The organism is Acinetobacter tandoii (assembly GCF_008867985.1).
Lineage (GTDB): Bacteria > Pseudomonadota > Gammaproteobacteria > Pseudomonadales > Moraxellaceae > Acinetobacter > Acinetobacter tandoii.
In genome coordinates this window covers 222,164-235,256 of record NZ_VXLD01000001.1, presented here as the reverse complement: position 1 = coordinate 235,256, position 13,093 = coordinate 222,164, and the positions used below count along the sequence as shown (strand labels likewise).

12 protein-coding genes are annotated in these 13,093 nt (G+C 40.3%); 2 read left to right on the top strand and 10 right to left on the bottom strand.

Annotated elements, in window-relative coordinates; translation table 11 throughout:
- The first annotated feature begins 220 nt into the window (after positions 1-220).
- Positions 221-1,768, top strand: coding sequence for a hypothetical protein (locus F4W09_RS01080; RefSeq protein WP_044737390.1), 1,548 nt, complete (start codon positions 221-223; stop codon positions 1,766-1,768).
- Positions 1,769-1,865: 97 nt separating this feature from the next.
- On the opposite strand, the gene F4W09_RS01075 is transcribed toward F4W09_RS01080, so the two are convergent.
- The 4 genes from F4W09_RS01075 to F4W09_RS01060 form a co-directional block, all read right to left on the bottom strand.
- Positions 1,866-2,363 (bottom strand): DUF2505 family protein, encoded by a 498-nt coding sequence (locus F4W09_RS01075; protein ID WP_151503737.1) that lies wholly within the window; start codon positions 2,361-2,363, stop codon positions 1,866-1,868.
- A gap of 136 nt (positions 2,364-2,499) precedes the next feature.
- A complete protein-coding gene (locus tag F4W09_RS01070) occupies positions 2,500-2,775 on the bottom strand; it encodes a hypothetical protein (protein WP_151503736.1) in 276 nt (91 codons plus the stop codon).
- An 18-nt stretch (positions 2,776-2,793) separates the two neighbouring features.
- Positions 2,794-3,378, bottom strand: coding sequence for a nicotinamide riboside transporter PnuC (gene pnuC, locus F4W09_RS01065; protein ID WP_151503735.1), 585 nt, complete (start codon positions 3,376-3,378; stop codon positions 2,794-2,796).
- 106 nt (positions 3,379-3,484) lie between these two features.
- Positions 3,485-3,973: a hypothetical protein gene (locus F4W09_RS01060; RefSeq protein ID WP_151503734.1), complete on the bottom strand. Its 489-nt coding sequence runs from the start codon at positions 3,971-3,973 to the stop codon at positions 3,485-3,487.
- Positions 3,974-4,236: 263 nt separating this feature from the next.
- Between F4W09_RS01060 and F4W09_RS01055 the strand changes: the two genes are divergently transcribed.
- Complete coding sequence (locus tag F4W09_RS01055) at positions 4,237-4,680, top strand: GNAT family N-acetyltransferase (RefSeq protein WP_044737395.1); 444 nt, start codon at positions 4,237-4,239, stop codon at positions 4,678-4,680.
- A 4-nt stretch (positions 4,681-4,684) separates the two neighbouring features.
- On the opposite strand, the gene F4W09_RS01050 is transcribed toward F4W09_RS01055, so the two are convergent.
- From F4W09_RS01050 to uca, 6 genes are all read right to left on the bottom strand, one after another.
- Positions 4,685-6,478, bottom strand: a complete 1,794-nt coding sequence (locus F4W09_RS01050; protein ID WP_151503733.1) for a sensor domain-containing diguanylate cyclase — start codon at positions 6,476-6,478, stop codon at positions 4,685-4,687.
- A gap of 203 nt (positions 6,479-6,681) precedes the next feature.
- Positions 6,682-7,020, bottom strand: a complete 339-nt coding sequence (locus tag F4W09_RS01045) for an FKBP-type peptidyl-prolyl cis-trans isomerase (protein WP_016166921.1) — start codon at positions 7,018-7,020, stop codon at positions 6,682-6,684.
- Positions 7,021-7,048: 28 nt separating this feature from the next.
- Positions 7,049-7,579, bottom strand: coding sequence for a YaeQ family protein (locus tag F4W09_RS01040; protein WP_016166922.1), 531 nt, complete (start codon positions 7,577-7,579; stop codon positions 7,049-7,051).
- A gap of 61 nt (positions 7,580-7,640) precedes the next feature.
- On the bottom strand, positions 7,641-8,651 hold the full coding sequence (locus F4W09_RS01035; RefSeq protein ID WP_151503732.1) for a CobW family GTP-binding protein: 1,011 nt from the start codon (positions 8,649-8,651) through the stop codon (positions 7,641-7,643).
- 135 nt (positions 8,652-8,786) lie between these two features.
- A complete protein-coding gene (locus tag F4W09_RS01030) occupies positions 8,787-9,473 on the bottom strand; it encodes a GntR family transcriptional regulator (protein WP_016166924.1) in 687 nt (228 codons plus the stop codon).
- A 15-nt stretch (positions 9,474-9,488) separates the two neighbouring features.
- Positions 9,489-13,088, bottom strand: a complete 3,600-nt coding sequence (uca, locus tag F4W09_RS01025) for an urea carboxylase (protein ID WP_151503731.1) — start codon at positions 13,086-13,088, stop codon at positions 9,489-9,491.
- Between the last annotated feature and the right edge of the window lie 5 nt (positions 13,089-13,093).

Sequence of the window (13,093 nt, the reverse complement as noted above, 5' to 3'; positions counted from 1 at the left end):
ACTGTCAGTCGATTGACTAGACTGACAGTGCCTGCTGATTTCAATTTTCCTCAATATTTATGCAAATTTCTGCGCACTCTTCCAAGCTTTTCACAAACTGAGTTTAAAACTTTAGACGCTCAGGACATAAATTGGTAGTTAATGCCACCCCAAACTTTAATTTGGCATAGATAATGAATACATCTGTATATTAATACTGTAATCAGACGAGATTTTTTGCATGTCCAGCACTTTAGAGGGTCTACAGTTCCCTGTTCAACCCGATACTCAAAAACCAAGTACAACTCGCACAGGCAAGGAAATTATTGCTGAGGCATTATCGATTGTAGACAATCAATCTGCCCAACAAGTGCTAAAAGAAAAGAAATGGCGTAAAAACTATCCAAAGTACTTTAAAGCCTTGGTCGAACATGGCATTCGCAATTGCAGCAATCCGATTAGCATTGCAAAACAAGGTCTGCATAAAGCTCAACATAGTTTTGAGTTTTACCGTAATGGTCAACGTTATTTATTAAAAGACATGATGGATGTGCCCTTAGCTCAGTTGCATACTGTTCAGTTAAAAGGTGAAAGCTTAGTTGATCCAGAATGGTACATTCCTTATCACGGACAAAACCTCAAAGGTGAAGCTTTACTTGCACAAGTTCAAAAATGGGAAGATGACGGCATTATTGAACCTTCTCATGCAGACGCCTTACGTTTAGCCAATGCACACCCTGAATGGTTCGATCTTTCTGACCGCACCATGGTGCTATTTGGTGCAGGTTCTGAAGCAGGTCCACTGACATGGCTGTCCAAATGGAAAGCCAATATTGTGGCTGTGGATTTACCTAACAGCAAAGTTTGGCAAAAAATTCTCAATACCATTCAAAATGGTAATGCAACGTTGTATGCACCAAGTCAGACTTCTCTTTCCGACCAGACGCCAACTCGTGAACTCTATGCCAAGCTTGGGGCAAATTTACTTACCCAAACTCCAGAAATTGCACAATGGCTATTACAAAGCGAACATCAACTGGATTTGGCAGCTATTGCTTATCTCGATGGAGAGAAGCATGTCCGCGTTGCCATGGCCATGGACAGCATTATGAAAGTCGTTAGTGAACAAAAAGCCGACACCAGCTTAATGTTTATGTGTACGCCAACTGATGTTTATGCTGTACCCAAAGAAGTGATTGAGTCTTCAGCAGACAAATTCCGTTATCGCTCTCAAATGCAGAAGCTGCTGACTAAAGGTGTAGCAACAGCATCTTTAAAACATTTTTTCCAGAGAAACCTGCATGACCTGATTAAATCTGACAATGGTCAAGTCTATGGAATCGCAGACTGCCTGGTGATTGAACAAGGCCCGAACTACGCATTGGCGAAACGTATTCAGCAATGGCGCGCAACTCTGGCTCGTCATGAAGGGCAACGTGTAAGTATTAATATTGCCCCATCGACCACCACACACTCTGTGACCAAAAATCCGCTGCTCAAAGCCGCTTTTAATGGTGCCAGTTTATTTGATGTCGAAGCTTTTAAACCTGAAACGACCAATGCCATTATGGCGGCGCTGTGGATTCATGATTTACGTAATCCTGACTCGGTCGCAAATCCTGAAACAGTAATGAATCATCCTTTAGAGTTGATGATGCAGGGTGCCAATCATGGTGGATTATGGCGTGTAGCTTATTTGGCACGAACAGCGCTACCGTTTGCTGCAATTTATGGCTTTGCGACAGATAAACTTCCACTAAAAAAAGCGTTGGCGAAATTAAAGAGCTAAATATTAGAATATCTAGGTAAATCAAGCCTAATCGCTTGGAATAGCAAAGGGCGCCATCTAGTCTTGTGCCCTTTGCTGATCTCAGCCCTAAATAAGTTTAAACAGTTAAATTCTTTTTTAATTCATCTTCAACAATCGTCAATTCAATTTCACTGAACTTACGAATTTCCCCTTCAGCATGTTTCTCTAATATTCCACCGATTAAAGGGACTTTCACTTTGACCGTCCACTCTAATTGAAATTCAATATGTTGATCTGAGCCTTTGACTGAACGGTTACAACTGGCTTGTAAAGGTAAATTCGCACCTAAATCGACAGTAGACGTCATCGCTTCAAGATTACTAATATCTGTGCGATGCAAGCGAAATGCATCTTTTAATAGTTTTTTGGCAATGTCTGGAATGTTTACATCTAAATTATAAGCACGTTTCAGAGTGTAGATGTCGCCTACTTTTTTTGATTCTAAAATTTCCAAATTTTCACCTGGAATTCGGCGACAAACTTGTTCATGTAGGCTCGTATCAGCAGCTAAACGTTTAAATTCTTCTAGCGATACACCCTGTATGGTTGCATTGACAATAAACTGATGTGCCATGACGGTTCCTTCTTTTTTGTTTTATCCTATTGGAAAAGCGCGAGTATTTTCATTACAAAACAACGTTGACTATACGTTGATATCATGACTGATTAAAGTCAATTCTGTTTAGACTGTCATTGACCCATTTTTTGTTTTACGTATTGGAAATGCCAAAAGTCACACTGATTTCTGATAAGCAATTGATCTTTAAATAATGATGTTGAAATTCAATGATGGCGTAGAATTCTGTAGCACCATCATCTAAACCTGTTGCAGCCCAAGTCGTACCTTTAGGAAAAAGGTCAAGCCAAGTGGCTTGATAAAAGTCTGAAACTGAATCAAATTGTAAATATTGTTCTGGATTTTGAATAATTTTACGGGCAATTTCATCAAACTGCTGTAACTTGGCTTGATTAAAATGGATCAACATTCACTTGCCCCAATCCTACTATTCAGCTTTTATGCCTGCCAAGTGTTGTTTTTTCTGGACTTGAATCCATTGCCACCAACCAAAAGCGGCTAAACCAACAAAGGCAGCGTATAAACCTGCAGTCAAAAACAGATCTTTATAAATAAACATCCCGACATAAACAATATCTACAAACACCCAAAGTACCCATGTCGCAATATGTTTGCGGCTAGTCCAATAGGTTGCCAATAAGCTAAATGCTGCCAATTGTGCATCTAACATCGGCACCGCTGCATCTGTCCAGAATTTCAGACTTAATCCAAAGGCCAATCCAGCCAGTGCAGACAACAATATTTGCCAAATTACCGTACTAGTTTTAATCGGCTCGATACGGATATAATGGTCTTGCTGCTTACCTTTCAGCCAATGATAAAACCCGTAGAAATTCACCACCATAAAGAAAAACTGTAAAATTGTTTCTCCATACAATTTAAAAGTATAGAACAAATAAGCATATAAAACGAAAGCGAGAAAATTAAACCACCAACACCACATATTGCGTTTAATGGTTAACGCCACGCCAATCACGCTGATGATGACAGCAAAAATTTCCAGTCCAGACATCAATGGTTCACTTTAAAAACTGATGGCACATTATGAGAAATTTTTCATAGAACGCAAGTTGCAATAAAAAGAGGCAAACTAGATGATCTTGAAACTTTTGACGCGATTAAAAGACGAGATCTGTGACTTCAGGATGCGTCTTAAACTCAGACTTATGTTCTGCACCATTTCGGTCAACATGGCTACAAAACACGCCATACTTTCCAACATAATATTCAAGTGACTGGTCATAGAAATTCCAATAAATCGACCACTCATTTAAATCTAGCTTGCGAATTTGGGTTAACGCTTTAGCAGGTAATTTTTTAAGCAAATTATGTTGGATTTCTTCTGCTGCTTGAATATCGCGAATATGAATATTTTGCTCAAAAAACTGTTTCACAGCATCATCAAACAGCAATTGATCATAATATTCAATTTCGATTACTTTGCTTTCTATTAATTTTGTTTCCGTCAGCTCTGTTTGAGCATCTTCGGGTAGGGTTTTAGAAAAATAGCGAGCACGATACTTTTCAGTCACTTTAATTTTGATAAAAATCTGCCACGCTGCTGTCAGGGCAAAGCCTAATAAACATAAAACAATAATTTTAAACATATTGTCCCCCTATTCAGGCATATTTTCAGCATTACGCTCACTTATATCATACGCTGTTTTATATTTTGGATGAGCCCAATTATCTTAAAAATCAGTTAAATGCATATACAGTTCGTTAAAATTTGTGATTTACTTCAAATTTAAGGGCTACTTTTTATTAAAAGATCAACCCTAAAACACACCAAAAAAACAACAAATCTCTACTGTTCCAATGTCACGAATTCACATGAAATAAGCCTGTTTTCAGGAAATAAGAACAAACAATGATTAGGGCAGCAAAAATTCAGGATATTCCTGAGATTCTTCATGTATTGCAGGAGAGTATCCGTTCCTGTGTACAAGATCATCAACGTGTGGAAAGTAAAATTCAGGCTTGGCTGGAAAACAAAACGCATAGTAATTTATTGTTATGGATGCATTATAACGACAGTTGGATTTACAGCGTCAATCAACAAACTGTCGGTTTTATTATGGTCAGTGACACTGGCAAAATACTGCTGAATTATACATTGCCCGAAATGCAGCATCAGGGTATAGGTTCTGCCTTACTCAACAGCGCTATTTCTCATTTAAAACTAAGAAACTTGCAACAAATTACCCTCGATAGCACACAAACAGCAATGTCATTTTACCAAAAGCACGGCTTCCAAATCCGTGCATATGCAACTCCAGAACAACACACTATCCCCATGATTAAATATATTTAGTCTTTTACATTCTCAGTTGATCTCGCCCTGCGTTTTTGGCGAGATAAAGCTGCTGATCTGCAGCTTTCATTAGTTCATGAATATCAGGGTAAGGGTGATTTCGATCCATATAAGCAGCACCAATACTCACGGTCACGTATTGTTTATGGTCTGTACGACTTATATGCTCGAACTGATATTCACGAATAATCTGAAGCAAATGCTGTAATGATTTTTCAACCACCACCACAGGCATATTCCGTAATATTATTGCAAATTCCTCACCACCATAACGCGCCAAATAGGCATGCTCAGGCAAATTACTTTGAATCACTTGCACCAAGTGTTGCAGGATTTCATCTCCTTTGAGATGTCCGTAATAATCATTATACGTTTTAAAATAATCAACATCTAACATGGCAAAAGCCAACACAGCATTATGCTGCTGTGCGGTTTCATTAAACTGACGCTGAATTTCTGAATTCAAGGCGCGGCGGTTAAAAGCCCCTGTCAGCGCATCAGTTTTCGCCTGTATCTCTAACCTTTTATTTAGTTGACTTAACTGGACGGTGCGTTCTTTTACTTTTTGATCCAATGAGGAGTTGAGTTCTAATAAATTATTATTTAACTTCTCAATTCGATCGGAGTGATAAGCATAATTTTTTGCTTGTTGTACCATGATTAAAAAAGCATAAAAACTGGTCGAAGCAAAAGATAAGTTAACTGAATCAATCCAATTTAAACTCAGTAAAAAATCATGTAGAAAAGTGACACACAACAACACTACTGCCCATAAATTAATGGTTGAATAAGGTTCGTGCCTATTTACGGTTTGATAGAATCCGTAAGCGAAGTTCAGCACCACAATAATTCCTAACAAAAAACTATAAAATACCAATTTTTCAAAAACTTCAGGCATTGATAAACAAGTAATGACAATGTTGAAACTCAATACAAATACAGCTATGGTAAAAACTGCAGGATGCAAATAACGCTGATTGAGTAAAAACATGTAATTGATAAAGAAAAATGCTGATAAATAGGTAAAAATATATTCGAGCCGTGTTCCCCATAACCAATCAATATTGGTAAACACCGTATAAACATAGGGTGCAGAAAATAAATTGTGTAAAGCTAAAAAAATAATAAAGATGCCAAACACAAAGAAACCTTGGCTTTGGCTATGTCTAACCCCTCGGAAAATGGCAAATAATATAGTGAATACACCTACACCTATCACAGCTCCGCATACGCCCGCGATGCTCATCATTAATTGTTGGAACTGGCGGTTCACTGTTTGACTCACTCCAATTCGCATTGGGTTTTCTAAACCGCCATGTAAACTCTGAAAACTCGATACCTGCATGGTGACAGTAAAATATTCACTTTCGGCAATGAAATAAGCAAAGCGTGGTGCATTCTCGGTTTGCTGGGTTTGAATGGTTTTGCCAACCTTGCCTAGTCTTAATAGAAAATCACCATTTAAATACATCCGATACGCACCGTATTGATTTGGAATCCAAATGGCAATACGGCGTCCTATAAATTCTTTTGGTATCTTAAAGTGACCAATAAAAGTTCCATAAGTATTTTGCGGATACCCCATTTCTTTAAAGGAAATCGGTAAAAGTACGGTTCTAGAAGGTCTGGTCGGTGTCGCTGTTTGTAACAATTGTTTTGGATAATACTGCCACTGTCCTGACAAATACGTGGTCGTATTTTCTTCAAATGTGACTGAATTGATATTCTTTTGATGCACGTAATAAGACTCAGGAACTGGTTCATACAGTGCCCAACTGGATTGCTGTAAAAGCAACATGAAACATGTCAGCGCATAAAGGATAAAATGCAATATCGTATATGGCTTAAATATTCTTATCTTCAAGTCGCGTTTATTCCTTGTTCGCGAATTTGATTTTTAATATAAAATAGAATGCACTAAAAAAACGTTTATTTTCAGTAGCAAGTTTAACCATAGCACGCTTTTTCCTAAACATGCTATGGTTTATTTTTCAAATATTATTAGTCACGTGTTTTAACGTCATATAATTCAATTTCAAAAATTAAATTCGAGTTGGCTGGAATAATATTACCCATTTTTCGCTCACCATAGGCTAAATGCGCAGGTACAATCAGTTTACGTTTACCACCCACTTTCATGCCCATAATGCCCTGATCCCAGCCCTTAATCACACGGCCCGTACCAATCACACATTCAAAATAGTTGCCACGGTCAAGTGAAGAATCGAATTTAGTTCCGTCTTCCAACCAGCCTGTGTAATGTGTGGTAATTAAAGCGCCTTTTACAGCTTCTTTACCTTCGCCTACAACTAAATCAATAATTTCTAATTCGTTTGACATATTCAATACTCCTCGAACACGCTTAAGTTTACTGTAACTGAATCCACTCAATTTGTGCTTGAGCATGATCACCTATGAGCGTCCACTCACCATCCATCACATTCAACTGCAATTGCATGGTACGTTCGCACAATTGCTGAATGGCTTCGGTAGTCGCTGGTGATAATTGCCAAACTTCAACATTACTGAGGGTTTTTAATTTGCTATTGCGTTTATACCACTCTTCTACTGCCGTACCGTAAGCAACCACGGCAACCGACTTACAACGTGCGCTGGCTTTTTTGACTTTATCTTCGTCAGGACAACCCACCTCAATCCAATGTACCAACTGACCTGTCAGGTCTTTTTCCCAGAGTGCAGGTTCATCAGTTTCAAATAGATCTTTGGTAAATTCCAACTGTTCGCTCGCGTAACGTGCAAATGCCAAAATTCGAACCATCAAACGTTCAATGGTTTCTGATGGGTGCAATGCCATGGTGAGTTGATAATCACCATATTGGTGAATATCCATGTTGGCAATATTTAAATCTGCCTTATAAATTGTTGCTTTTAACGCCATGAAATGATCCTCAAATTTGGCGCCTAGCATATAAGATTTAACACAATTTTGCTGAACAGTTTTAATCCGTTTCCGTATCTATACGGCAGGCAAGTAACTGAGTTTCAAATAAAGCCCAGTCCCGTTCAGTTTGAACAATCACTTCAATACGGTTATCGACATTTTCAGGTGCAGACTGATAATTAAACTGATTCGGATTAAAATTAAAACTTTTCCAACCTTGATTGGTATTAAAAATACCCTTGATTCTGAGCCACTGCTGCTGTTCGCATAACAGGTCAAGTAAATCGTAGAAATCAAATTGCCAACGCTTGGAAAACTTCCACCCTGCCACACTATAACCCTGCGCAGTTTCTACATAATGATAAGGTAGTTGCTTAATTTCAGGTAATGCAGACTCATTACTGTACTTTTTTTGAATCTGAATTAATGGCTGGATTTTGCGTTGTATACCTTGATATGGCAAATCAATTTCTACCAGTTGGAGTTGCCCCAAAGTAGGTTTTAACCATGTCTGAGCATAGGCCAGATATTCCTGCTGCAACTGTTGTAAAGCCTGTTCATCAAGCGCTTGCATATGTTCCGCATGTGAAATCACCACGATTTGCGCGGCTTTCAACTGATCAGCATACAGATTCTGTTTCACCCATTCCTGTTTATGCAAACGCGAACCATCCACCACCGTAACTAAAGCACGCATTTGAATTTGGCTTTGCCAATGTGGTTCAGTCAGTTGCTCTAACAGTTGAGCTGGATGACCCAAACCTGTAGGTTCTATGAATAAACGATCAGGTTGAGTTTCAGACAATAAACGAGATAATGCAATTTGCATGGGCAATTGACTGCTGCAACACAAACAACCGCCTAAAAGCTCCTTTACGGCATAACCTTCGGCTTGCGGAAGCAGATTTTGATCCACCCCTATTTGACCAAACTCATTCATCAAGACAGCCCAGACTTCGCCTTTAGGCTTTTGTGCCAATAAGCTATTCAGTAATGTAGTTTTTCCTGCACCTAAAAATCCAGAAATAATATGGGTCGGTACGGATTTTTGTGGGGTCAACAGTTTCAAAATGAGATGCTCGCAAGCCAAACAAAAAGTGAAGATTAATGTAATAGTATAACAAAATCTTCACTTTCGCTGCATGTACATATTACGAACTCATATGTCGTCGAATGTATTTTTAAACCGATATTGAATATAAATTTAAACAAACTGGCTCGGATCCAACATGTGTAAGGTAATCTTTTTCACCTCATCTCGACTTTGCTGAATATGGGTGGCAATTGCCGCGATTGCTTCTTCAGTTTTTTGCTCAAAAATTAATTTTAAAATATGTTGATGTTCCTGATATGTGGCTTCAATACGGTACTGTTTAGAAAAATCTAAACGGCGGATAATCCGTATTTTTTCACTTAAGTCTAAGTGAATTCGCGCCATCTCATTATTGCCTGCTGCACGAACCAAAGCGCAGTGAAAATCCTCATCCAGTTGCGAGAGTTGCTTTATGTCATTCAGATAATCTTGCGGTTCCACCATCCAAATTGCTTTCAGTCTTGCCAACTCACTGGATTGCTCACAATCTTGCTGTGACAACTTATAAATGGCATCTTTTTCCAGCACAATCCGCACATCATACAGTTCTTCATAATAGCGGAAGTTCAGTGGTCGGACTTGCCAACCACTGCGGAAACTGACCTCGACATAGCCTTCTTGCTGCAAGCGATACAAAGCTTGCCGAATTGGAGTTCGACTCACCTCATATGCTTGTGCAACTTCAGACTCAGTAAAACGTTCACCTGGCATTAATTTGAAATCGAAAATATCGTTCTTAATGCGTTGATACACCAGCGCGGACAAATTGTCTGCACTTTTACTTGTCGCGCTTTTCATTTCCTATACTCAACTCTATTCCATATACACCAAAGGTTCTCCGCTGTGTACGGTTTGTCCCGCACGACAAATGACCGCTTTAACGATGCCATCTTCAGTCGCATACACAGGCAGCTCCATTTTCATGGCTTCAATAATAGCAACTGTTTCACCTTTTTTAATCTCCTGACCAGACTCAACAAAAATTTTCCAAATATTCCCCGTCATAGACGCATTCACAGCCAAGAAATCTCCAAAGTCCTCGAACTGTTGCTGAACGATTTCTTCGGGTTGCGTGCTATGTTCCTCTTTCCAACGCCCGACTTCTGCACTGAAAGCGTGTTGTTGCTGTTGCTTGAATGCGGCAATGCTTTCCGCTTCGTCCTGTAAAAATTGGGTATAATTGGCAAAATCAAACTCAGTTTCTTCAATTTGAATCTGCGCTACACCATGTGCAAAATCGGTACGCCATTGATTCAATTCTGCTTCGGTAACAGGGAAAAATTTAATTTGGTCGAAGAACTGCAAGAACCATTGCTTATCACCAAATTGTTTGTTTTGTTTAAATTTATTCCAGATAGGCAAAGTACGCCCCACCAACTGATAGCCACCCGGTGAGTCCATACCATAAATACACATGTACATACCGCCAATACCGACCGTCCCTTCCGCAGTAAAGGTACGTGCAGGGTTATATTTCGAACTGAGTAAACGATGACGCGGATCAATTGGCACCGCACAAGGTGCAGTCAAATAGACATCACCTAAGCCAAGCACCAAATAATTGGCATCAAAAATAATGTCGCGGACTTGTTCACGGCTGTCTAAGCCATTAATCCGTTGAATAAAATCAACATTGTTGGGCAGCCATGGTGCTTTGGCGCAGACACTTTCCTGATAACGCTCCACAGCGCCCAAAGTCGCACTGTCCTCAAATGCCATTGGCAAATGCACAATCCGAGATGGAATTTTGAGCTGGCTTAAATCTCCCATTGAAGATTCCAACTCAAGTAAATGTGCAATCAGTTGTGGCTGTGAAATCACCAGACCATCATATTTAATTTGCAGTGAACGCACCCCAGGTGACAGTTCTAAAATGCCATCTTGGTTGGCATTACGAATCATTTGCATCAATTGATGCACGCGTAAACGTAGCGCCAAATCTAATACATTTTCACCATATTCCAGTAGAATATAACTGTCTCCTGCCTGACGATAGATTGTTTTTGGTGTTGTTGCTGTTTCCTCACGTAAAGCCAGTATGGTGCTTCCGATTTCAGTCACTGCGGATACTTCAGCAACCGTTTCAGCCATAGAGAAATTCTCAATCTGCTCAATTTGCTGACGTTCTAAAGCATTGGCTTGCTCGACTGTCATCGGGTAAAAGCTAATTTTATCGTCGGCTTTTAATTGGCCCACTTTCCACAGCTCTGCTTTGGCTATCGTGACTGGACAAACAAAACCACCTAGACTCGGACCATCTTTTGCCAAGATCACAGGAAAATCTCCCGTGAAGTTAATTGCCCCGATTGCATATTCGCAGTCATGTACATTGGAGGGATGTAAACCTGCTTCACCACCATTTTCACGTGCCCAACTTGGAGTGGGTCCTGATAAACGGACACCTAAGCGGTTAGAGTTAAAATGTACTGTCCATTCGGTTTGGAAAAACTCTTCAATATATTCTGCTTTAAAGAAATCAGGAGCGCCATGCGGACCATAGAGCACACCAATTTTCCATTCACGCCCATAACTTGGAATTAAATCAGGTGCGAGATCTTGAGGCTCTGCTGCCGCCAAAGTTAATCCAGTATGCGGCATATCAGGATCAACCAGTTTAATCATATCTCCAGTACGTAATGTACGCCCTGCATGTCCGCCAAAGTTACCTAAAGCAAAAGTTGCACGACTGCCTAAATATAACGGGACATCCAAACCATGACCTACAGCCAAATAAGTTCGACATCCCGACTCAACTTGACCCAGTTTAAGCACCTGCCCCGCCTTCACCTTAATCGCCGACCAAAATGCAACAGGCTGATCATCCAAGGTTGCACAACAAGGTGCACCTGTTAAAGCAATGGTCGTTGCTGTGTGGAACTTGAGTGTAGGTCCGAGTAAGGTAAATTCAAACCCAGCAGCATTTTGTGGATTACCCACAATTTTATTGCCCAATTGGAAGGCATAATCATCCATTGGCCCTGAAGGTGGCACACCAATATCCCAATAGCCTGTCCGTCCTGGATAATCTTGAATCGAGCTTAAAGTTCCCGGCTGCAAAACTTCAATTACTTTTGGCACATACGTAAAATCATCTAACATCCGTGTCCAAATGTTCATCTCGGCAAAACGCTGATCAGCAATGACTGCACGGGCATAATCCAAGTTGGTACTGATACCGTTAAGGCGTGTTTCACTCAGCACTTGCTGTAATTTTGCAATCGCTTGTTCACGGTTTTCCGCATGAACAATGATTTTGGCAATCATCGGGTCAAAGTATTGTGAAATTTCTGTGCCCGTCGCCACCCATGTATCTACACGAGCGTGTTCAGGAAAATAAACTTCAGTTAATACTCCCGGACTCGGTTGAAAGTTTTTCACTGGGTCTTCTGCATAAATACGCACTTCAATCGCAGCACCTTGCGGCTGAATATTCTGCAATTTTTCCCAATCTAAACCATCTCCCGCAGCCACTTTGAGCATACATTCAATTAAATCCAGCCCTGTTACCATTTCTGTCACAGGATGCTCGACTTGTAGACGAGTATTGACTTCCAAGAAATAAAATTCATCACGCGCAGCATCATAAATAAACTCGACGGTGCCCGCGCTACGATAATTCACCGAAGCACCTAGTTCTACTGCCGCTTGATGCAACTTCTGACGCGTCGCTTCAGGCAATAATGCAGCAGGCGTTTCTTCCACCACTTTCTGGTTACGGCGCTGCAATGAGCAATCACGCTCACCTAATGCCACTACTTGACCCAAGCCATCGCCAAAAATCTGGACTTCAACATGACGTGCTTTATCGACAAAACGTTCTAAAAACACGCCTGCATCTTTAAAAAATTGTTCACCTAAACGTTTGACACTAGCATAGGCATCTTGCAGTGCTTCAGGCGTATCACAGCGGGTTAAACCAATACCACCTCCTCCTGCGGTGCTTTTCAGCATAATTGGATAACCAATTTCTGCCGCAGCAACCAATGCTTCTTCTAAACTATTGAGCAAACCTGTCCCCGGTGTCATTGGGACATGTGCAGCAGCCGCCAATTCACGCGCACGATGTTTCAGACCAAATTCCAAAATCTGTTCGGCAGTTGGTCCCATAAAAGCAATATGGTTAGCTTCACAGGCTTGTGCAAATTCAGCACTTTCAGACAAAAAACCATAGCCTGGAAAAATTGCTTCAGCACCTGTTTGTTTAGCAGCTGCAATTAATTTTTCAATCGATAAATAGGTATCAGCGGGTTTGGTTCCTTGTAAGTCCACTGCCAGATCAGCATCTTGAACATGCTGCGCATAACGGTCACTGTCCGAATACACAGCAACACTAGTGATTCCTAATTTTTTTAAGGTACGTATTGCACGTACAGCAATTTCACCACGGTTAGCAATTAATACAGTTTTAAACATGAGCG